Origin of the sequence: Dysgonomonas gadei ATCC BAA-286, from assembly GCF_000213555.1 — a bacterium.
Classification (GTDB): domain Bacteria; phylum Bacteroidota; class Bacteroidia; order Bacteroidales; family Dysgonomonadaceae; genus Dysgonomonas; species Dysgonomonas gadei.
On sequence record NZ_GL891980.1, the window covers coordinates 308,827 to 330,500 of the forward strand.

Sequence of the window (21,674 nt, forward strand, 5' to 3'; positions counted from 1 at the left end):
ACAAGACACGAGATACAAGTTGTTTACTGACGACTATTCACTGACGGGATATTTCGCTCTGATCGGTATGACAAGTTAATTATTAATTTTTCATTCTTAATTATTAATTGCTTTCCGTGTTACCTTTGTTACCTTTTAACTAAATGTAGTTAACGGATGCAAAAACGAGAAGGTGAGAACGATGAAAAAACTGTCAGATATGTCAGGTTTTAACTAAATGTAGTCAATAAACGTGAATTAAATGTCGGGGTTAGACTTTGCATTTTTGCGAGAGAATATTGTTTCAATTGTCTGTTAACTGAAAAAATGCAGGCGCGACAAAATCGACGTAAATCAAATATAAATTATATAGTACATGAAGAAAATCTATTTAGTATTATTACTTGTTTTTCTGAGTTTATCGGTTTTTGCAATCGATATAAAGACAGTAGATCCTGCTTTTTGGTGGTCAGGGATGAAAAATCCTGAATTGCAGGTATTGATACACGGAGAAGGTGTGGCTAAATCGGACGTAAGTATTACCTCAAAATCGGTAAGGCTGAAAGAAACTGTAAAGCTGGAAAGTCCTAATTATCTTATCCTATATTTCGACTTATCTGAATCTCAACCGGAAAAGTTCGATATTGTGTTACAGCAGGGTAAGGACAAAAAAATAATTCCATATGAAGTAAAAGAACGGAAATCAGGCTCTGCCGACCGTGAAGGCTTCAATGCTTCGGATGTGCTTTATCTGATTATGCCCGACCGTTTTGCAAACGGAGATACATCGAATGATGTGATTGCAGGGATGCGTGAAGCTAAAATAGACCGTAACGGACAATATGCCCGTCACGGCGGAGATTTTAAAGGAGTAAGCGACCGTGTGGATTATATACACGATCTCGGTGTAACTGCCATCTGGTTCAATCCGGTGATGGAGAATGATATGCCGGAGGGTTCATATCACGGATATGCAACAACGGATTATTATAAAGTAGACCGGCGTTTCGGTTCTAATCAGGAGTTTGCAGACTTAGTGGATAAGGTTCATGCTAAAGGGATGAAAGTGGTGATGGATATGATTTTCAATCACTGTGGCAGTGAACATTTCTTCTTTAAGGACAGGCCATCTAAAGATTGGTTCAATTATCCTGACGGATATGTGCAGACTTCATATAAGACGGTTACACAGTTCGACCCGCACGTATCAGCATACGACTTTAAGAGATCCGCGGATGGTTGGTTTGTAGAGACTATGCCCGATTTGAACCAACGTAATCCGCATGTAGCCAAATATCTTATCCAGAATAGTATCTGGTGGATAGAATATGCCGGTATCGACGGTATTCGCCAGGATACGCATCCGTATGCCGATTATGACATGATGTCGGACTGGTGCAGGGAAGTTACAGAAGAATATCCCGATTTTAATATTGTAGGCGAGACATGGCTTAATACCAATGTAGGAGTAGCTTATTGGCAGAAAGACAGCAAGCTGGCTTATCCGAAGAATTCGTACCTGCGTTCGGTGATGGATTTTCCTCTTACAGATATAATGAACAGTGCATTCGATCAGGAAACTACAGATTGGGGGCAAGGCCTGTCGCGCATACATGAATATCTGGCTCAGGATATAGTTTATGCCGATCCTATGGAATTGCTTATCTTCCTTGACAACCATGATACATCACGTTTTTACAGGACCGAAGAACAAACTTCGAATCTGAACCGTTACAAACAGGCTCTTGCATTCCTGTTGACTACCCGTGGAATCCCGCAAATATATTATGGTACTGAAATATTAATGGCTGCCGATAAAGGAGAAGGAGACGGGTATCTGCGTCGCGATTTTCCCGGAGGATGGCAGGATGATAAGACGGATCTGTTCGTTTCGGCTAACAGAACGCCGCAACAGAACGAGGCTTTCGACTACCTCCGTAAATTATTGCAATGGAGAAAGGGGAATGAAGCTGTGTCAAAAGGAACTCTAAAGCATTTTGTGACAAATAATAGTGTTTATGTTTATGAACGTAAATACAATGATAAGTCCGTTGTTGTATTCCTGTCAGGATCGGATAGTGAAAAAACGATAGACCTTTCGCCATATAAAGAAGTGTTGCCGAAGAGTCAGGCAAAGGATGTTATAAGTGAAAATATTGTAAACTTAAGTAACGGGTCTTTAACATTGCAGCCTCGAAGTGTCTTGGTATTAGAATTTTGATTACTTTTATACAAAGTAAATTCAAAATTTGGAGACGATGAAAAAAGGGCCGTTAACAATTAAAGATATTGCTAAAGATTTGAATATATCGCCCTCGACCGTGTCGAGGGCTTTAAAAGATAATCCTGATATAAGTCTCGAAACCAGAAAACTGGTACAGGACTATGCGAAAAAATATAAATATAAGCCAAATGCGTTGGCTTTGAGTCTGAGAACACAGCATACCAATATTATAGGAGTTATCGTTCCTGAATTGGCAAACCATTTCTTTTCCGGAGTATTATCGGGAATGGAGACTATTGCTGAGGAGAAAGACTATCATGTGATTGTATGCCAATCGTCGGAAGATTACCTGAAAGAGATACGGAATGTGCAGACTCTTATCAAAGCCCGTGTATGTGGCGTGTTGATTTCGCAGTCGAAAATGACTACAAAATACGACCATTTTCAGGAGTTGATAGATAATGATATACCGGTCATCTTTTTTGATCGTATTTGTACTGGAATTGACTCGGATAAGGTAGTGGTAGATGATTATTCGGGAACATTTACCGCTGTGGAATATATGATAAAGACAGGTTGTAAGCGTATAGCCTTTTTTTCGGCCCCGTTGCATCTCGAAATATCCAAGAACAGGAGAAATGGCTATCTGGATGCATTGCGCAAATACCATCTGCCCGTAGATGAAAATCTGATGCGTATAGCTGATACCAAGCAGCTCGGTTATGAGAGAGCAATGGAGATCTTGCAGGAACCTGACAGGCCGGATGCATTTATGGCGATGAACGACTATACAGCCTCGGGTATATTACTGGCTACAAAAAAGCTTGGGTTGAAAGTGCCGGAAGAGGTTTCAATCTTCGGCTTTTCCAATTCCAATATATCACAGGATACCGATCCCATGCTTACTACTATGGATCAGCATCCCAAAAAAGTAGGGGAGGAAGCGATGCAGCTTATGTTGGAGAAAATAGAGAATCCGGAAAATATATCGCGAAAGAACAGACTGATAAAGACCTCTTTAATAGCAAGGCAAACCACACGGGAACTGCCCGCCGAAGGAGGAGATTGATTAATACATACTAAATTATACCATGAAACAAAAACCAACACTTACCTTTTGGCAGATCTGGAACCTCAGTTTCGGATTTTTAGGCATTCAAATAGGATATTCATTACAGAGTTCGCAGACCAGCCGTATATTGTCGGCATTGGGTGCCGATCCTCATCATCTACCTTTATTCTGGCTTGCGGCCCCTATAGCCGGGCTGATTGTACAACCGATTATAGGTATGTCGAGCGATCGCACGTGGACAAAGTTGGGACGGCGTATTCCGTTTATCCTCGGAGGAGCAATAGTCTCGTCTATAGCTATGTTCTTTATGCCTAATTCGGAGTTCGTTGCAGCTATAATGCCTCCTGTATTTTTCGGGGCATTTATGTTATTGTTCATGGATTGTGCTTTTAATGTTTCTATGCAGCCTTTCCGTTCTTTAGTAGGTGATATGGTAAACGACAAGCAGCGGAATCTGGGTTATTCCACCCAAAGTTTCCTTACCAATGTAGGTGCGGTTGTTGGCTCTTTCCTACCTTTTATCCTTACATGGATTGGTATACAAAATATACCCGCCATAGGAGAAAAAGTAGCACCATCGGTTATCTGGTCATTCTATATAGGGGGGACGGCTCTATTGCTGACAGTTTTATGGACAAGCTTCAGGGTTAAGGAATATCCTCCAAAAGAATACGAAGAATACAATAACATCACTGAGGAAGAAAAGCTGAAGCGGTCTTTTATAGATATTCTTAAAAGTACGCCTAAGACAATGCTTCAATTGGCAGTTGTGCAGTTCTTCTCCTGGTTTGCCTTATTCCTGATGTGGGTATATTCCATTGGAGGAATAGCCGAAAATGTGTGGCATACGACAGATCCCCTGTCTCAGGCTTATAACGATGCCGGCAACTGGAATGGTGTACTGAGTGGGGTATATGGTGTTTTTGCAGTTGTATTTTCTGTTTTTATGGCTCGGATAGCAGATAAGCTGGGACGGAAGAAAGTATATTCGTTCGCGCTGCTTATGGGAGCGTTAGGGCTGGCTTCGATGTATATCTTCGATGATAAATATATGCTGCTGGTATCTATGCTCGGTGTGGGGATTGCCTGGGCGGCTATACTCGCGATGCCTTATGCCATCCTGTCGGCTGCGCTTCCAGCCAGTAAAATGGGTGTATATATGGGAATATTCAATGCAACTATAACTATTCCGCAGATTGTAGCGGGTATAACAGGTGGATTGATATTGAAATATGTTGTGGGAGGAAGCTCTGTTTCTATGCTGGTAGTAGCAGGCGTATCTATGTTGTTGGCAGCAATCTCTGTTGCATTTGTACAGGATAAGAATTCAGAGATACAACCGGAGAGTATAAAGTAATATCCATTTAAAATATAATTTATGAGAAATAAACTATTATTTGTGGTCGCTTTAATAGCCCTTATGAGCTATTCATGTAAACAAAAGCCACAGACAGCAATTGATGAACCACAGGAAAAGTGTACTGTACAGCATCCCGATTGGACGCGCAATGCCGTTATTTACGAAGTGAATGTAAGACAATATACCAAAGAGGGCACATTTGCAGCATTCGAGCAACATCTGCCACGGCTAAAAGAGTTGGGCGTCGACGTGCTTTGGTTTATGCCGATACATCCGATATCAGAGAAGAACCGTAAAGGAACTTTGGGCAGCTATTATGCAGTAAAGGACTATAAAGGAATAAATCCTGAGTACGGAACAAAAGAGGACTTCAAGCGGCTTGTCGATAAAGCGCACGAAGCCGGATTTAAGGTGATACTGGATTGGGTGGCCAACCATACAGGTTGTGATAATGTATGGCTCTCTGACCATCCCGACTGGTATGTAAAGGATGAGGCCGGAAATCCAAAAAGTCCATATGACTGGACAGATACTTACGAGTTGAACTACGATAATAAGGATATGCGTGCGGCAATGACGGATGCGTTGAAGTATTGGGTGACAGATTTCAATATCGACGGCTATCGCTGTGATATGGCACATGAAGTGCCTACTGATTTCTGGAACGATGTACGCCCTGCACTAGATAGTATCAAACCTGTATTTATGCTGGCTGAATCTGAAAACTATGACTTACTGGAGCATGCTTTCGATGCTAATTATTCATGGGAGTTGATGCATATGATGTCCGACGTGAATAAAGGAACTAAGACAGCCGAAGATATTCAGGCATACGTTCAGAAACTGGATAGCCTTATGTGTCCGGACGGGTATAAGATGAATTTCCTTACTAACCATGATGAGAATTCATGGAATGGTACCGAGTTTGAACGTTATGGAAAAGGAGTGGAAACTTTTGCCGTGCTCACTTATACTCTGAATGGCATGCCAATGATATATACAGGGCAGGAAGTTGGTTTGAAGAAGCGTCTTTCTTTCTTCGAGAAAGATATGGTACCATCGTGGACAACCAATGCAACCACCGCTTTTTACAAGAAGCTAAACGAACTGAAACATACTCACCCTGCCCTTCGTGCAGGAGAGATAGGTGGTAAGCTAAGATTTTACACATCATCTGCAAGTAAAGATATCTTAATCTATTCGCGTGAGGCGGCAGGTAAAGAGATAATGGTAATGTTAAACCTGTCCGGAAAGAACGTTACCTATCAGAGCAATGACGCTTTGAACAGGGATAACTATGTAGACTATTTCTCAGGGAAGAAGGTCGACAAATTGCCTAATACCCTGAAAGCATGGGAGTACAGAGTATTTACCCGCTAAAATGAAATTATAGCAATAATAAAGGCTCAGATGATAGATTATTCTGAGCCTTCATTATTCTTAATAGCATATATTATAGCTCTTTGGATACCTTATCCAGATGTGCCCTGTAGTTCTTTTCCGATTGTTCGATATTCGGATTCTTCATTACATCATAGAAATGAAAACTATCAAGAGGTTTTAAGCCTACGAATGCATTCATCCGGTGGAAGCCGAACATAACTCCTTTATCTACGCTATGTTGTTTAAAGAACTCATCCTCCAGGGTAAATGCTTCAACCGGAGCATTCCATGTCGTTGTCAGCATATATTTACGTCCTTGTAACAGGCCGCCTGTACCATAGTTTCGCGTAGGGTTGGCGGAGCGCCTGCCGTCACTGAAATAGATACCGTTCTGGTGACCTGCGGTAAAAACCTCGTCTATATACTTTTTCAAATCGTTCGGCAACTGGAACCACCAGATGGGAGTATGGTAGATAATGACGTCTGCCCATACAAACTTTTCTACCTCTTCTTCAGGTTTATAGCTGTCATTGATATCTGTAGTTTTTACTTCATAACCTTTATTATTTTTGAAGTAATCTACTGTCCAGTCTGTGAGTGTTTTGTTGAACTCTCCTCCCGAATGAGCAAACTTTGGTGCTCCGTTTATTACAAATATCTTTTTCATAATTGCTTTTCTTATTTTTAATTTTCTACTACAAAATTATAACCTTTTTATTGATAAATAAAATAATATAAATTATATATTTGCATCATAATTATAATAAATAAGTATTATGGTAAATCTGGAATGGTTCAGAACATTTAAAGCAATATACGAAACAGGTTCATTAACCTCGGCTGCCAATAAGCTCTACATATCCCAGCCCGGTGTCAGTCTTCATCTGAATTCTTTGGAAGCACATGTCGGGAATAAATTATTTGATAGAGGGACACGTAAGATGTTGCCGACCGAGTATGGGAATATGCTCTATAATTCGATTGTAGATGCCGTGAAGAAACTAGAGGAGGCTGAAGGGCATTTTTACAGGAATGCAGATTCAGTAAGGCCGAGTATCAGCATTGGAATGTGCTTTGAAACGTTCCAGTATGTGCTCGAGCCTTTTATCAGCGAGTTACCTTTCAATCTTATTACAAAGTTTGGAGTATATCAGGATATGCTGAATGATTTGGATAAGGGCTTACTCGATTTTGTTATTTCACCGCAAAAAGACGAAACGTTTAATATTCAGTATACGCCTTTTTCGAAAGAGCGGCTGATACTGATAGCGGGAAGTAAGAATGATGTATCCGGATTCAAAGAGGTTGTAAATACCGGCAATACCGAAACCGCTGAAGACTGGCTGAATAAGCAGGTCTGGTTTGGAACGACAGGGGATATGGAGCATCTCCGCAATTTCTGGCTGCATAATTTCAAGAAAAGGGCCGATTTTAAGCCAAACTATATTGTTCCCAATATGAGTTCGATTATACGTTGTATATCTGGTAAGGAAGGATTTGCTGTTATTCCCGATTTTTTATGTCGCAAGCAGTTGGAAAAAGGAAATATCCAACTTGTGTGGGAAGGTTTCAGCCCAATAGAAAATACGCTGTACTTTGCCCAAAGAAAAAAAACGATTTATAAAAAAGAATTGGCATTGTTACAAGATGTTTTTCTCAAACATATGGCCATCGATGTCAAAGATCAAATCTTACTTTTACAGGATACAGGCAAGTAATAAAGTAAGAACACTGTATAGATAAAATTATACAGTGTTCTTTACATATTTGGGGATATTTTTCTTTATCCTATCGCCAATAAGGCTACGCCTTCAAGCACTGAGTCACCGGCGTTCACATATATTTCAGTTACTTTGCCATCCATAGGTGCTTGTATCGCATTTTCCATTTTCATGGCTTCAAGCATAGCTACTGTCTGGCCTTTTTTCACTTCATCGCCCACATTTACCTGAACTCCGATAACGATACCCGGTAGTGGTGATTTCACTGTACCTGCGCCGCCTCCGGCAGGTTTGTTAGCACTTGGGGCAGCAGCTGTTGCTTTTGGTGCAGCTGCCGCAGGCGCTGGTGCTGCCTTAGCAGCAGGACGGGCAACGAAATTTACATCCTCGTCGCTGTTTACCAGCTCTACCTTGTAGTTAGTTCCGTTTACAGCTACTTCTGCAAGGTCGCCTTCCATTTTGTTTACGGCTACGATATATTCCTGGCCGTTGATTCTGTATATGAATTGTTTCATGATGATTTTCGAATTTTATTTTCTTACTGGCATTTGAAGCATAGCCTCCCTTTTGTCGGCCCAAGGCAAATAATCTTTCGATACATGTTTTATAGTAAGCACATTGCTTTCTATGTCATGCTGATGCTGTACATCATATATAGCCAGTGCTATCGCCGCCAATACTTCTTTTGATATATTCTGATCGCTCATTGTTATATTATTTTGAAGGATTACAGAGGTAGGTTGTCATGCTTTTTAGCAGGATTAACTTGCTTTTTGGTTCTCAGTTGTTCCAAAGCGCGGATCACACGGAAACGTGTATTACGCGGTTCGATAACATCGTCGATATATCCATAACGTGCAGCATTGAAAGGATTACAGAATAGTTTGTTGTATTCAGCTTTCTTAGCAGCAAGTGCTTCAGCAGGGTTTTCAGCCTCTTTGATATCTTTAGCATACAATACTTCAGCAGCACCATCAGCACCCATTACTGCGATTTCGGCAGTAGGCCATGCATAGTTGATGTCTCCGCGAAGTTGTTTACAGCTCATCACAATGTGAGAACCACCGTAAGATTTACGAAGAGTCACAGTTACTTTAGGTACAGTAGCTTCACCGTAAGCATAAAGAAGTTTTGCTCCGTGAGTGATTACGCCGCCGTATTCCTGTCCTGTTCCCGGAAGGAATCCCGGAACGTCTACTAATGTTACCAACGGAATATTGAATGCATCGCAGAAACGCACGAAACGAGCAGCTTTGCGTGATGCATTGATGTCAAGCACCCCAGCCAGATATTTAGGTTGGTTTGCTACCACACCTACCGATTGTCCGTTCATACGGGCAAAACCGATAATGATGTTTTTAGCATAATTACCATGTACTTCAAGGAATTCTCCATTGTCTACTACCGCTCCGATAACCTCAAACATATCGTAAGGCTTGTTCGGATTGTCAGGGATAATTTCATTCAATGAATCTTCCATTCTGGCAATCGGGTCGGTACATTCTTTGCGAGGAGCTTCTTCCATATTGTTTTGAGGAAGGAAGCTATATAAGTGACGGATAAGAGCAAGTCCATCGTCTTCGTTTGCTACAGAGAAATGAGCAACACCTGATTTTGTTGTATGTACACTTGCACCACCGAGTTCTTCCTGAGTAACGTCTTCACCTGTAACAGTTTTTACCACTTTAGGTCCTGTAAGGAACATATAAGACGTACCTTCTGTCATCAGTGTAAAGTCGGTAAGAGCCGGAGAGTATACAGCGCCACCGGCACAAGGTCCGAAGATACCTGAAATCTGAGGGATAACACCGGATGCAAGGATGTTGCGTTGGAATATTTCAGCATAACCCGCCAAAGCGTTCACACCTTCCTGAATACGTGCGCCACCCGAGTCGTTGATTCCGATTACCGGAGCACCTACCTTCATTGCCATATCCATTACTTTGCATATCTTCAACGCCATAGTTTCTGACAATGAACCACCGATTACAGTGAAATCCTGTGCAAAAATATAAACCAGACGGCCGTCGATAGTACCGCAACCTGTAACAACACCGTCTCCCAGAAATTTTTGTTTGTCCATTCCGAAGTTTGTACTGCGGTGTTCTACGAACATGTCAAATTCTTCGAAACTTCCTTCGTCAAGGAGGATAGCTATACGTTCGCGTGCTGTGTATTTGCCTTTATCGTGCTGAGAATCGATTCTTTTCTGACCTCCACCCAGACGGGCTTTAGCACGAAGTTCCATTAGCTCTTTTACCTTTTCAAGTTGGCTCATGTTTTAATATTTTAGATTCTAATAAATTAATCTGTTCAACATAAAAATGACCTTACATCATCATCGGGTGAGTAAAGTCATTCTTACTTTATTTGTTTGGATGTTCACACAGTTCAGTGAGGACGCTTCCTGTTGATTTCGGATGAAGGAAAGCTATACTCAGGCCTTCTGCACCACCGCGAGGAGCTTTGTCTATCAATTGTACACCTTTCGATTCCATTTCGGAAAGAGCGTTAGCTACTCCGTCTGCTACGCTGAATGCGATATGATGGATGCCTTCTCCTTTTTTCTCAATAAATTTAGCAATTGTACTATCAGGGCTTGTTGGCTCCAGAAGTTCAATTTTCGTTTGTCCCACTTTGAAGAATGCAGTTTTTACTTTTTGGTCTTCTACAACTTCAATGTTATAACATTTTAGACCTAAAACACCCTCGTAATAAGGTAGTTGTTCTTCGATGCTTTTTACAGCAATACCTAAATGTTCAATGTGTGAAATATCCATGATTTTATCTGAATAAAAAGTTATTATTTAGTTCCGCGCAAAGGTACTATTAAATTATAAGACAACGAAATTAAAATTGTAAAAAAACTTCGTTTTTGCACAGAATACCAAAAAGTGTGCAATGTTCATTTTTCTTTTTCTAAATGTTTGTTTTTTAACATTAAAGTATTACTTTTTTCGCGAAGTTTGTTGCGGTCAGTTGATAAAAATCTAGATTTTTCCAGTTGTATTTATTTTTTAATTCTGATTGCATTTCTTAAAAAAAGCAACAATATTAACGAAAGCAATTAAAAATTAATAATCATTAGTATCCGTTTAGGCAAATTTCTCAAAAATCCGATAATCACGATTGGCGTTAGCTCGGGATAGAGTAGAAAGAGCTATACTCTTTTCAAAACCCAAACGATGCGGTTTCTGGTAGTACGCATCGTCCAAAATGCACAAATCACGCATACTTTCGCAGTTTGAGAGTTGACCGTATAACATCATGAGTGGTTGATTCCAGAAAAAAAATCAATCAATTGGGAGAAAGCATATTTGTCTTGATTCATAACAGATTGCTTCAGTTGCCATATTACCTTTATTACTTTTTCTATTATCAAGCTCAGAATACCAATATTAGTAACAGCATTAGGAGCCAGACTCCAAACTTTATATAACTTTATGATGTTGATTTATATGAATCTCAAATTTAAGAATCATGGCAAACAATCCTGAAAATATTCTTAGCATATCGGACATCGAGAAAATAATAGAGGGTGAAGATATCGTAGATATATACAACCATAATCTGGCCGGAATCAGAAAAAATTGCGTTTATGCAATGTTACTCTGTATTCCCCTATTGATTATAGCTATATTTTTCAGTAAAATAAATTATGTCAATTATATCATGTGGTTGCTGGCTACTCCGGTAATCATCCTCTTCGGAAAACAATTCTTCATTAAAGCATGGGTGCAAATCCGCCACTTCACAACGAATGTAGATACATTGGTGGCACTGAGCACAGGTACAGCCTATGTTGTAAGTGTGTTCAATACTTTTTATCCTTCTTTCTGGACTGATAAAGGGCTGCAGGCACATGTATACTTTGAAGTATCAGCGGTGATTGTCGCATTCGTCCTATTGGGAAGATATCTGGAGTATAAAGCAAAAAGGAACATTACTGTAGCCATCAAACAACTGATAGGGTTACAGCCTGACACAGCCGCAGTAGTCAAAGAAGGACAACTGGTAAAGACTGCGATAAAAGACATCCGTATAGGAGATAAAATATTCGTAAAACCGGGCGAAAGAATTGCGGTAGACGGGAAAATTACCCAAGGTAGTTCTTTTATCAACGAAAGCATGATCAGCGGGGAAGCAATGCCCGTGGAGAAAAGTGAAGGAAAAAAAGTGTATGCAGGAACAATCAATGAAGCCAACAGCTTTTACTTCGAGGCATATAAGGTAGGTAAAAACACTCTGATCGGCCAAATCGTAAAAATGGTACAAGAGGGGGAAAGCAGCCGCCTCCCGGTTTCAAAAGCGGTGGATAGGGTTTCATCTATATTCATTCCCATTGTAGGGATTGTTGCCATCCTTACATTTTTGACATGGCTACTACTATCTCCCGAAGATGGCTTTACACAGGGACTTTCTTCGATGATAGCCGTATTGATAATGGCCTGCCCATGTGCATTGGGACTTGCAACCCCGACCGCGATTATGGCAGGAATAGATAATGGCGCGGCTAACGGCATCCTGATAAAAGGAGATGAAGCCCTCGAAAACGCCCGGAAACTAACAGCAGTTGTTCTGGACAAAACAGGAACAATAACCGAAGGCATATTCCGAGTTACAGATATGAAATGGCTGACAGGAGCTACGCCTGAACTGAAGGGTATATTATATGGTATCGAATCGTATTCGGAACACCCGCTTGCCGATGCTGTAAAAAACTATATAAGAGACGACATGCGAATAAAACCCGAGATGACAGTATCTTCTTTATCGGGACGCGGACTCATGGGAGAAACCGCGACCAATAAATATTATGTGGGAACATCTAAACTCTTGGGAGAATACAACATAAAGATTTTGGATAAAGAGAAAGAATGGATAGAACGGGAAACCGAAAAGTCAAATACAATTGTCCTCTTTGCAAATGAGAGTTCTCTATTAGCTATTATAGCTATAACCGATGCGGTAAAAGAAACGTCTATGAATGCTATTGAAAGAATGAGGTTGGCAAGATTGAAGCTGTATATGCTCACGGGAGACAGCAAACGCTCAGCCGACATGACTGCCAGAAAAGTGGGAATAGATACGGATAATGTTATGGCCGGAGCTTTACCGGCAGGCAAAGCAGCCTTCGTAAGAGACCTGAAGATACAAGGTGAAACTGTGGCCATGACCGGAGATGGCATCAACGATGTAGGTGCATTGGCAATAGCTGACGTAAGTGTGGCTATGGGCAAAGGCAGCGAAATAGCGATGGAGGTGGCACAGGTCACAGTCACCTCATCCGATCTGAATAAACTGATACAGACGATAAACCTATCTAAAATAACTACGAGAACGATACACCAGAATCTATTCTGGGCCTTTATCTTCAATGCTATCGGGATACCGGTTGCGGCAGGCATACTATTTCCCGTAAACGGTTTTCTGCTAGACCCTCTGTTTGCGGGCATTGTTATGGCATTGAGTTCGGTGAGTGTCATCTGCAATAGCCTCCTTTTGAGAAGAAAACCAATATAAAAAATTCGATACGCTTATAAACAGAACAGCATAAAGAGAGCTCTTCGACATATTAACCCATATCCAAAAAAACAAGACCGCTCTTTCGAGCGGCCCTGAAATAGTAGTTGTAAAGTGTAAAACTTTCCTTAATTTGCAGATGTGCAATAGTTGGCTTGTTTATCCCACCAGATCGAAGTACTTACATTATCTTTTCCTCCCAAAAGCTGAACACCTTTATCATATTCAGTTTTGTTTATCTGAATCTCATTCTGAGGATATTGTACACGTCTGATAAAATTTGCGGGTTTCTTAATATCCTTATCGCTATTATTATACAGCAATTGATCACGCAATACCGGTACATCCATACGAGGCAAATTCAAACGACGCTTATCGTTCCATGCTTCCATAGACATATCAGGGAACAAAGCAAAATACTTCTGTGTAATAATTTTTTCCAGTTGGGTATTACCCGCTCCGGCAATGTCCTCAAATTTAGCGCTAGTTCCTGCCTGATTCTTATCCATAGAAGTAAGATATTCGGTTACCCCTGAGACACCCCATGTAGTGAATGATGCCTTTACCCCCTTTTCGTATTCCTCTTTGGCATTTCCTGTAATGAATCCGCGTAATGCTGCCTCGGCTTTCAGGAAACAAACTTCTTCGTATAAGAATAGGTCATACGGGCGAGCCTTGTATGGAGCTCCAGCCTGTATAAGAATACCCAATTCAGAATACAATACTGTTTTGTATTGCCCTGTACCATATTCATTTGAAGGTAATCCCGCTGGGATTCCTTTCCAGTCTCCATTTTCATATCCAGGATCGAACATAACCGGTCCGCGCGGATCTACTTTTACCGGATGAACAGTTGAAACAGGAGTTGCAGTCCCAGCATTCAATGCGGCTCTTTTGTTTGATACACCTGTCGGCCAATCGAAACCTCCGATACCTGTCAATAGTTTTTCAAACGACGTCGTCATCATTAAAGGACCGCCCCAAGAAATCTGAAACATTGTATAATTATAATCCTGTCCCCAGTCGCCATTCGCCTTAGGTGGTAAATAAGCATTATCTGCAGGACTATCCAACACTCCGGCAGCAATAGCCGCCTTGGCCTGCTCTGAGCAGAGATTCGAATTCACTTCTGAAAGACGTAAAGCTAAACGCAAACGTAACGAATTCGCAAATTTCTTCCATTTAGCAACATCATTTGCATATATTATATCATAGTTCGAAGCCGTAAAAATAGGCTTAGAACCGGCTTTGCCCAATAAAGCAGCCGCCTCTTCCAATTCTTTAAAGAACTCTTTGTAAGAATCCTCTACCGACTTATACGGAGGATTGTCAACTACTTCCGAATATGGTGCAAACGGAATAGGTCCGAAACAATCGACTCCTTGCGATTGTACATATACACGCCAGATTTTAGCTACAGCTATCGAGTTTGCATATAAATCCGGACTTTCTTCGGAGAGATTTCTGATAACAATATTCAATTGAGCCACCGGAGACTGTATTCGGCGATACAAACGCTGTTGCCAATCTTCATTCATCTGATAATTCTTCGTCGTAAAGTTACCTCCCTCCAGCATTTGAGCGTAAAAATCAACCATAAGCGATTTCACACGTTGCTCATCATCACCTTCTATAGCAGGCATGCTCGTGCGGAAAACAGAAGCCAGTCTGGAATTATTCATATTATAGTCCACATCACCAGTCGGCTCATTCGGATTATCATTGAGGTTTGTTATATCGCATCCCACGAATACCGAAGTAAGGAGCAAACATCCCAGAAATATTTTTGTGATTTTCATATTGAATTCTTTTTTAAGTGAATAAATCCTTTTCATCAAAACGAAACATTAACATTGAATCCAAGGCTTCTCATTGTAGGCATTGAACCAAACTCAACCCCCTGTACAGTATTCCCGTTACTAAATCCAGCTTCAGGATCGAACCCTTTAGTCTTGCTGTAAATCATAAATAGATTACGTGCAACAAAGCCAACCTTAAGCCCACTGAAAGGAGTCTTCGTCAAAAGAGAGCGAGGGAAAGTATATCCTATATTCAATTCGCGTAAACGCGCATTTGTCGCATCATACATAAAGGCTTCGGTAATACCTGATATTTCGGTCCAATATTTTTGTGCAGTAACAGATGTGGAATTAGCTGTTCCATTAGCTAGCAAGCCCGGTACAACCATACCATCACGACCATCCAGAGTCATTGCCAAATTACCATAACGTGTACCTGTTTGTATAGATCCCATATATACATCCCCACCATAATTGAGGTCAATCAAGAAACTTAAAGACAAATTTTTGTAAGTAAAAGTATTTGTCCATCCCATCATCCATTCAGGCTGGTTATTACCCAGCTTTTTCATCTCGCTGGCACGCACAGGAATACCATTATCCCCGATTAAGATACTTCCATCTTTGTTGCGCTCGTAAGCATAACCGTAAATATCGCCATATGAACCGCCTTCCTCTGCTACTATCTGTAAGAAACTAATGCCGGTTCCATCACTTAAGATTTGTTTTTTTGTATCTTTTGACAATGAGACAATCTTATTTTCATTCTTCGACCAGTTCAACAATGTCTCCCATTGGAATCCGCTTGCCGTCTTTACAGGTGTACCGAATAAGGCTAGTTCCCAACCTTTGTTTTGTATATTACCTGCATTAATCATCTTATACTGGTAACCTGTAGCTGCCGGAACAGATATCTTTAATATTTGATCCTTAGCGTTCTTCTTGTAATAAGAAAGATCTACGCCGAGCCTATTATCGAAGCCTCTTAACTCTAAGCCCAGCTCCCATGATTCGATAGTTTCATTCTTAAGATCGGGATTGGCAATCCAGTTTTTATTTGTTACATTGTATATCCCTCCTTTTATATCATATAGAGTAGTGAAATAGTCCCGAAGCATATAGGGGTCTGTATCATTTCCTACCTGTGCCCATGATGCACGCAATTTACCGAAAGTCAGTGGCCCTGTATTATGCCCCATGTTTTCCAACATTTGCGTAAACACCCAACTAGCACCTACCGACGGATAGAAATATGAGTAATTATCTTTCGGCAAAGTAGAAGACCAGTCATTACGCCCTGTCAGATCCAGATACAAGTAATTGTCCCAAGACAAAGAAGCTGTTGCATACAAAGAATTAATCTCTTTACGACTCGTACTTGCCTCTACTGCCTGATGAGCTTTTCCATTTGTTATCGAATAGAAATCCGGAATTTCTAACTCTCCTGACCAACTATTGGTAAAAGATGTGGAACGGTACATAATATTTCCACCGAAAGTACCCAGCACTCCAAACTTACCGGCGTTGCCTTTAGCCGTAAACAGAAAGTCTGAATTCAACTCCTTAAAACCTTCTTGTTGAACACGGTAACTACCTCCCTGTTCCCAATATGGGTTACCTGTAGCACGTATAGTTTCATATCGGAAATTATAATTATCCATACCTGTACGTAATTTCAGGCTCAACCAATCGGTGAAAGTGAAGTCCAAGGCCGCAAAACTAATATAACGATCTCTCTTATCGGAGTTTCTGTTGCGCTCAGTAGACCAATAAGGACTGCGAGGAGCTGACCCATGATCCAGCACATAAGCTGCCGGTTTTCCATCAGCTCGTTTCCAATCATTTCCCCGATAAGGCTCCCAGTCGGAAAATCCTATACTGCGAGGCATCATCAGATAGTCATAAAATATATTGTTAGGGTCGGCGGCTAAAGCTATACGGTTCTTTGTATTCTGATTAATATAATTGACTTTAAAGTCGACAGACAACCATTTAGCCAGTTTAGCAGTCGTACGAACAGTAAGAGATGTACGGTCCATTCCGCTGTTAGGCACCACAGCTTTATTATCTAAGCGTGTCGCCGAAGCACGGAATGTCATATCTTCACTATTCTTACTTACATCCAAACTGTTTGTCCAACTAGATCCCGTACGCAAAAAGTCTTTGTACAGATTGTTATCCCTGGCTGAATAAGGATATTTCCCCAATGCCATTTCAGCTGTCTGACCGTCCATTTTAGGGCCCCAACTACCAAACTGATTATTATCAAAACTCCCATTAGATCCTTGCCCGTAAACATTTTGATATTCTGGTGTCTGCATCGGGTTATCGATTGTCAGGTTCGTATTAAATGTAATACCGACCCCTTTACCCGAAGTCCCTTTTTTAGTTGTAATCATAACAACCCCATTACCAGCACGGCTACCATAGAGAGCTGCAGCTGCAGGCCCTTTCAGCACCGATATGCTTTCGATATCGTCAGGCGAGATATCCGAGATCCCCGAGCCTTTATCGGCAAGGCTGTTTCCCCAATAGTCATCAGTCTTACTACTGAAGTTATCGATGGGCACGCCATCTACTACTACCAGTGGCTGATTGTTACCCGCGATAGAGTTATTACCGCGAATCACAATTCTTGTCGATCCACCGACACCAGTACCGCTTTGCTTGATCTGCACCCCGGCAATTTTTCCCGCAAGAGAATTGGCCACGTTTGCATCACGCGTTTCAGTCAAGTTATCACCTTTCACTTCTTGCATAGCATACCCCAAAGATTTCCGGTCACGCTTAATACCTAAAGCAGTAACGACGACCTCATCAAGCACCTTCGAGTCTTCAATAAGTGAGACTTTAAACGTTATTTGTCCGTTAACCTCCACTTCTTTCGAGTGAAATCCCACATAGGTCACAGTTAATGTTCCATTAGAAGCAACAGAAAGAGTAAAATCTCCATCAACGCCCGTCATTGTTCCGTTTGTAGTACCTTTTTCCGATACTGTAGCTCCGGCCAAAGGTTCTCCGGTAGCATCAGTAACCACACCTTTTACTGTAATCTTACTTCCTGTTTGTGAGTAAACAGCACCACTCAGCATCATGAAAAATGTAAGAAGATAAATGAAAGCATGGACATTACGCCCAAAAGGATTAATCCTTTTCCTTTTAATTTTACACATCATAGTTTTTTTTATTTAAGGGTTCAGCACATTTATATGCAAATGTATAAGAGAAAATAATACAAACATAATGCAAAGTGTTAATTAACATTTTGGATATTTTAAAACTTAAAAAACAATCACAAAACACCAACAGACTAATAATAGGACACTTAACAAAGTAAAAGTATGTAAAGAAAATAGTTAATTTGTGAAAATATGTTATTAAACATATTCAAAAAAACACAACAACCAAAAACTCGCACCCAAATCTTAATTAACATTTGATAAAAAGCATCTATACCTAGATAAACATAATCCATAAGATCTACACCTAAACGAATCTTACAAACAAAATACATTGAAATAATTGCATAAAAAAGAGCAAAACATAAAATAAAACTATAAGAAATAAAGCATTATAAACAACATCTATGAAGCACGTCTAAAAAAAACTCTTTAAACGCAATTTGCAATCTACACTGAACAAAATGCTATATTTTTGTCCCAGTGCGCATTTAATTACCAATATCGATAAAATATATGAGTCATTTTATTCTTTTTTGACAAATAAAAAAAGTATATTTGTGTCCTGTAAAACAAAGTATGTTAAAAAAGAAATTATGAGTTCAAATCTATATGATTTTTTACCCATATTGATGCAGATAGCTTTTTCTGTCGTATTTGTCTTTGCTACAGTACTTGCATCAAATATGTTAGGGCCAAAACGCAAAAATGCACGAAAACAGGCAAACTTCGAATGCGGTCTCGATCCCATAGGCAATGCACGTTCGCCTTTCCCTATTAAGTATTTTCTGGTTGCGATACTCTTCGTTCTGTTTGATATAGAAATCGTATTCATGTACCCTTGGGCTGTAAACTTCAAGGCTATTGGATGGGATGGATTATTGAAAATGGGCGGATTTATTGCATTATTACTTGTAGGTTATCTATACATCGTGAAGCGTAAAGCTTTAGAGTGGGAAAAATAACTAAAAGAAGATATATAAAGTTATAATCCAGAACCATTACCCGCTATTATTGTTATCACAAAAGAGAGGGTTAATAAGGTTTTAAGATTTTAATATAAAAGAAATATGAGCAAGTCTTCTAATATAAATGTAGTACCAGCTCCTGATGGATACACAGGACATGGATTTTTTGCTACAAAATTCGATTATGTCATAGGACTGGCACGCGCCAATTCTCTATGGCCTTTACCATTTGCCACATCATGCTGCGGCATCGAATTCATGGCTACAATGGCTTCAACCTATGATATGGGACGTTTTGGCGCAGAGCGAAACAGTTTTTCTCCCCGTCAGGCCGACATGTTACTCGTTATGGGAACCATATCAAAAAAAATGGCTCCTATTCTCCGTCACGTATACGAACAAATGGCCGAACCTAAATGGGTCATCGCCGTAGGGGCTTGCGCTTCATCGGGTGGCATATTCGATACTTATTCCGTGTTGCAAGGTATAGATAAGGTTATTCCGGTAGATGTATATGTGCCCGGATGCCCTCCCCGCCCGGAACAGATACTCGACGGAGTGATGCAATTGCAGGAACTCGTAAAACACGAATCTATCCATCGCAGAGGTTCGGACAGATACGACAAATTACTTGAATCATATAAATTTGAATAAATAGGCATAATGGCACTTGAAACTACAGTTATTGAAAGTAAGATAAGTGAAAAGTTCGGGTCAGAAGTTCTTAACTTCAGAATGGAACACGATATTTTTGTATTCGAGGCTACACCTGCTGTCATTAAAGACGTGATCCGTTTTATGAAAGAGGATGAAACGCTACGTTTTAACTTCATGACTGACCTTTGCGGTGTACATTATCCCGACAATGATAAAAGTGCGCAATTTGCTGTAGTATATTTACTACACAATTGGATAGATAATGTTAGGGTAAGAATAAAGACGTACCTGAACGGAGACGAACCGGAAATAGATACTCTGGTGGAAGTTTTTGCAACTGCCAACTGGATGGAACGCGAAACCTATGATTTTTACGGCATTATCTTCAAAGGACACCCTAACCTGAAGCGTATATTGAACGATGAAGGCATGATCTCTTTCCCTATGCGTAAAGAGTTTCCTCTCGAAGATTCGGGCCGTACAGACAAAGACGACCGTTTCTTCGGAAGAACGCCTAACAACTATGAACCAAATAAATAAAGCAAAGTAAGGAAATGTCAGACCAACTAATAAATCCCGAACATCGCTTTGCGAAAATAGTAAGAGAACAGAAGTTCGATGACGGAAGAGAGTTGAATATATTAAACTTCGGCCCTACTCACCCGTCTACCCATGGTGTATTCCAGAATATACTGCTGATGGATGGTGAACGTATTCTGGATGCAGATACTACGATCGGATACATACATCGTGCTTTTGAAAAAATTGCCGAACGCAGAACGTTCTATCAGATCACAACACTTACCGACCGGCTCAATTACTGTTCCTCCCCCATCAACAACATGGCATGGTGGATGACTGTAGAAAAAGCATTGGGAGTCGAAGTTCCGAAGCGTGCGCAATATATGCGTGTCATAGTTATGGAACTGGCTCGTATCACAGACCACCTTATATGTAATTCTATATTAGGTGTCGATCTGGGCGCATATACTCCTTTCCTCTATGTAATGAAGTATCGTGAGCTCGCATATGAAATCTATGAAGAAATCTGTGGAGCCCGCCTAACCACTAATATGGGGCGTATCGGAGGTTTTGAGCGTGACTGGAGTGAGGCTGCATGGCGCAAACTGGATGAATTCCTCGAAGGATTCCCTAAAGCATGGGGACAACTCGAAGCTCTTTTTGTTCGCAACCGTATATTTATGGATCGTATTGTCGGAGTTGGTGCAATCTCAGCAGAGAAAGCAATGAATTACGGCTTTACAGGCCCTAATCTCCGTGCTACCGGTATCGACTATGATGTACGTGTGGCAAAACCTTACAGTTCATACGAGGATTTCGACTTTACCGTTCCTGTCGGAGAATCGGGCGACACTTACGACCGCTGGTGTGTACGTGCTGCCGAAATAAAAGAAAGTCTGAAAATCATTCGTCAGGCACGTGACAATATGCCTGAAGGCTCATACCATGCAGATGTCCCTGATTATTACCTTCCACCGAAAGAAGAAGTATATACAGAGATGGAAGCACTGATACAGCACTTTAAGATTGTAATGGGTGAAGTACCCGTTCCGGTTACCGAAGTGTACCACTCGGTAGAAGGAGCAAACGGAGAATTGGGAGTGTACATAGTCACAGACGGTTCACGTGTACCATACAGGGTCCATTTCCGCAGGCCATGTTTTATCTATTATCAGGCATTCCCTGAAATGATAAAAGGAGGGCTGTTTTCGGATGCTGTAGCTACACTGTCAAGTATTAATGTTATTGCCGGAGAATTAGATGCATAATCTAATATGCCAATATGAG

The 21,674-nt window shown here is 40.7% G+C and carries 17 protein-coding genes; 10 read left to right on the forward strand and 7 right to left on the reverse strand.

Features of this window, described 5'->3' with window-relative positions; all coding sequences use genetic code 11:
• The first annotated feature begins 355 nt into the window (after positions 1–355).
• From HMPREF9455_RS05210 to HMPREF9455_RS05225, 4 genes are read left to right on the forward strand one after another with little or no spacing between them, the layout of a single operon-like run.
• Positions 356–2,200 carry a glycoside hydrolase family 13 protein gene (locus HMPREF9455_RS05210; RefSeq protein ID WP_006798567.1) on the forward strand — a complete coding sequence of 615 codons (1,845 nt, stop codon included), beginning with the start codon at positions 356–358 and terminating at the stop codon, positions 2,198–2,200.
• A gap of 37 nt (positions 2,201–2,237) precedes the next feature.
• The gene (locus tag HMPREF9455_RS05215) at positions 2,238–3,272 is read left to right on the forward strand and encodes a LacI family DNA-binding transcriptional regulator (RefSeq protein ID WP_006798568.1); all 1,035 of its coding nucleotides are present in this window, start codon (positions 2,238–2,240) and stop codon (positions 3,270–3,272) included.
• A 22-nt stretch (positions 3,273–3,294) separates the two neighbouring features.
• Positions 3,295–4,632 (forward strand): SLC45 family MFS transporter, encoded by a 1,338-nt coding sequence (locus tag HMPREF9455_RS05220; protein ID WP_006798569.1) that lies wholly within the window; start codon positions 3,295–3,297, stop codon positions 4,630–4,632.
• A 21-nt stretch (positions 4,633–4,653) separates the two neighbouring features.
• A complete protein-coding gene (locus HMPREF9455_RS05225; protein ID WP_006798570.1) occupies positions 4,654–6,015 on the forward strand; it encodes an alpha-amylase family glycosyl hydrolase in 1,362 nt (453 codons plus the stop codon).
• A gap of 73 nt (positions 6,016–6,088) precedes the next feature.
• Here the strand turns inward: HMPREF9455_RS05225 and HMPREF9455_RS05230 are convergent, their stop codons facing one another.
• Positions 6,089–6,685 carry an NAD(P)H-dependent oxidoreductase gene (locus tag HMPREF9455_RS05230; protein WP_006798571.1) on the reverse strand — a complete coding sequence of 199 codons (597 nt, stop codon included), beginning with the start codon at positions 6,683–6,685 and terminating at the stop codon, positions 6,089–6,091.
• 109 nt (positions 6,686–6,794) lie between these two features.
• Here HMPREF9455_RS05230 and HMPREF9455_RS05235 point away from each other — a divergent pair, with 109 nt between their 5' ends.
• Positions 6,795–7,736 (forward strand): LysR family transcriptional regulator, encoded by a 942-nt coding sequence (locus tag HMPREF9455_RS05235; protein WP_006798572.1) that lies wholly within the window; start codon positions 6,795–6,797, stop codon positions 7,734–7,736.
• A gap of 65 nt (positions 7,737–7,801) precedes the next feature.
• Here the strand turns inward: HMPREF9455_RS05235 and HMPREF9455_RS05240 are convergent, their stop codons facing one another.
• From HMPREF9455_RS05240 to mce, 4 genes are all read right to left on the reverse strand, one after another.
• Positions 7,802–8,254: a biotin/lipoyl-containing protein gene (locus tag HMPREF9455_RS05240; protein WP_006798573.1), complete on the reverse strand. Its 453-nt coding sequence runs from the start codon at positions 8,252–8,254 to the stop codon at positions 7,802–7,804.
• A 15-nt stretch (positions 8,255–8,269) separates the two neighbouring features.
• A complete protein-coding gene (locus HMPREF9455_RS21500) occupies positions 8,270–8,446 on the reverse strand; it encodes a hypothetical protein (protein WP_006798574.1) in 177 nt (58 codons plus the stop codon).
• Positions 8,447–8,466: 20 nt separating this feature from the next.
• The gene (locus HMPREF9455_RS05245) at positions 8,467–10,017 is read right to left on the reverse strand and encodes an acyl-CoA carboxylase subunit beta (protein WP_006798575.1); all 1,551 of its coding nucleotides are present in this window, start codon (positions 10,015–10,017) and stop codon (positions 8,467–8,469) included.
• 88 nt (positions 10,018–10,105) lie between these two features.
• Positions 10,106–10,519, reverse strand: a complete 414-nt coding sequence (gene mce / locus HMPREF9455_RS05250; protein ID WP_006798576.1) for a methylmalonyl-CoA epimerase — start codon at positions 10,517–10,519, stop codon at positions 10,106–10,108.
• Between the two features lie 700 nt (positions 10,520–11,219).
• Here mce and HMPREF9455_RS05255 point away from each other — a divergent pair.
• On the forward strand, positions 11,220–13,262 hold the full coding sequence (locus HMPREF9455_RS05255) for a copper-translocating P-type ATPase (RefSeq protein ID WP_006798578.1): 2,043 nt from the start codon (positions 11,220–11,222) through the stop codon (positions 13,260–13,262).
• A 128-nt stretch (positions 13,263–13,390) separates the two neighbouring features.
• Here HMPREF9455_RS05255 and HMPREF9455_RS05260 read toward each other — a convergent pair whose 3' ends face one another.
• Positions 13,391–15,061: a SusD/RagB family nutrient-binding outer membrane lipoprotein gene (locus tag HMPREF9455_RS05260; RefSeq protein ID WP_006798579.1), complete on the reverse strand. Its 1,671-nt coding sequence runs from the start codon at positions 15,059–15,061 to the stop codon at positions 13,391–13,393.
• A gap of 35 nt (positions 15,062–15,096) precedes the next feature.
• Positions 15,097–18,156 (reverse strand): SusC/RagA family TonB-linked outer membrane protein, encoded by a 3,060-nt coding sequence (locus HMPREF9455_RS05265; protein WP_044215475.1) that lies wholly within the window; start codon positions 18,154–18,156, stop codon positions 15,097–15,099.
• A 680-nt stretch (positions 18,157–18,836) separates the two neighbouring features.
• Between HMPREF9455_RS05265 and HMPREF9455_RS05270 the strand changes: the two genes are divergently transcribed.
• From HMPREF9455_RS05270 to nuoD, 4 genes are all read left to right on the forward strand, one after another.
• Complete coding sequence (locus HMPREF9455_RS05270; protein WP_006798581.1) at positions 18,837–19,205, forward strand: NADH-quinone oxidoreductase subunit A; 369 nt, start codon at positions 18,837–18,839, stop codon at positions 19,203–19,205.
• Between the two features lie 105 nt (positions 19,206–19,310).
• Entirely contained in the window at positions 19,311–19,862 is a 552-nt protein-coding gene (locus HMPREF9455_RS05275; RefSeq protein ID WP_006798582.1) for an NADH-quinone oxidoreductase subunit B, read from the forward strand.
• A 9-nt stretch (positions 19,863–19,871) separates the two neighbouring features.
• Positions 19,872–20,405 carry an NADH-quinone oxidoreductase subunit C gene (locus tag HMPREF9455_RS05280; RefSeq protein ID WP_006798583.1) on the forward strand — a complete coding sequence of 178 codons (534 nt, stop codon included), beginning with the start codon at positions 19,872–19,874 and terminating at the stop codon, positions 20,403–20,405.
• A gap of 14 nt (positions 20,406–20,419) precedes the next feature.
• The gene (nuoD, locus tag HMPREF9455_RS05285; RefSeq protein WP_006798584.1) at positions 20,420–21,655 is read left to right on the forward strand and encodes an NADH dehydrogenase (quinone) subunit D; all 1,236 of its coding nucleotides are present in this window, start codon (positions 20,420–20,422) and stop codon (positions 21,653–21,655) included.
• Positions 21,656–21,674: the final 19 nt, after the last annotated feature.

Bases quoted from the DNA above. Each gene is read 5' to 3' on its own strand.
- HMPREF9455_RS05255 (WP_006798578.1), top strand. From the start codon at position 11,220: ATGGCAAACAATCCTGAAAATATTCTTAGCATATCGGACATCGAGAAA.
- HMPREF9455_RS05260 (WP_006798579.1), bottom strand. From the start codon at position 15,061: ATGAAAATCACAAAAATATTTCTGGGATGTTTGCTCCTTACTTCGGTA.
- HMPREF9455_RS21500 (WP_006798574.1), bottom strand. From the start codon at position 8,446: ATGAGCGATCAGAATATATCAAAAGAAGTATTGGCGGCGATAGCACTG.
- HMPREF9455_RS05270 (WP_006798581.1), top strand. From the start codon at position 18,837: ATGAGTTCAAATCTATATGATTTTTTACCCATATTGATGCAGATAGCT.
- HMPREF9455_RS05230 (WP_006798571.1), bottom strand. From the start codon at position 6,685: ATGAAAAAGATATTTGTAATAAACGGAGCACCAAAGTTTGCTCATTCG.
- HMPREF9455_RS05280 (WP_006798583.1), top strand. From the start codon at position 19,872: ATGGCACTTGAAACTACAGTTATTGAAAGTAAGATAAGTGAAAAGTTC.
- mce (WP_006798576.1), bottom strand. From the start codon at position 10,519: ATGGATATTTCACACATTGAACATTTAGGTATTGCTGTAAAAAGCATC.
- HMPREF9455_RS05240 (WP_006798573.1), bottom strand. From the start codon at position 8,254: ATGAAACAATTCATATACAGAATCAACGGCCAGGAATATATCGTAGCC.
- HMPREF9455_RS05225 (WP_006798570.1), top strand. From the start codon at position 4,654: ATGAGAAATAAACTATTATTTGTGGTCGCTTTAATAGCCCTTATGAGC.
- HMPREF9455_RS05220 (WP_006798569.1), top strand. From the start codon at position 3,295: ATGAAACAAAAACCAACACTTACCTTTTGGCAGATCTGGAACCTCAGT.
- HMPREF9455_RS05215 (WP_006798568.1), top strand. From the start codon at position 2,238: ATGAAAAAAGGGCCGTTAACAATTAAAGATATTGCTAAAGATTTGAAT.
- HMPREF9455_RS05245 (WP_006798575.1), bottom strand. From the start codon at position 10,017: ATGAGCCAACTTGAAAAGGTAAAAGAGCTAATGGAACTTCGTGCTAAA.
- HMPREF9455_RS05210 (WP_006798567.1), top strand. From the start codon at position 356: ATGAAGAAAATCTATTTAGTATTATTACTTGTTTTTCTGAGTTTATCG.
- HMPREF9455_RS05265 (WP_044215475.1), bottom strand. From the start codon at position 18,156: ATGATGCTGAGTGGTGCTGTTTACTCACAAACAGGAAGTAAGATTACA.
- nuoD (WP_006798584.1), top strand. From the start codon at position 20,420: ATGTCAGACCAACTAATAAATCCCGAACATCGCTTTGCGAAAATAGTA.
- HMPREF9455_RS05235 (WP_006798572.1), top strand. From the start codon at position 6,795: ATGGTAAATCTGGAATGGTTCAGAACATTTAAAGCAATATACGAAACA.
- HMPREF9455_RS05275 (WP_006798582.1), top strand. From the start codon at position 19,311: ATGAGCAAGTCTTCTAATATAAATGTAGTACCAGCTCCTGATGGATAC.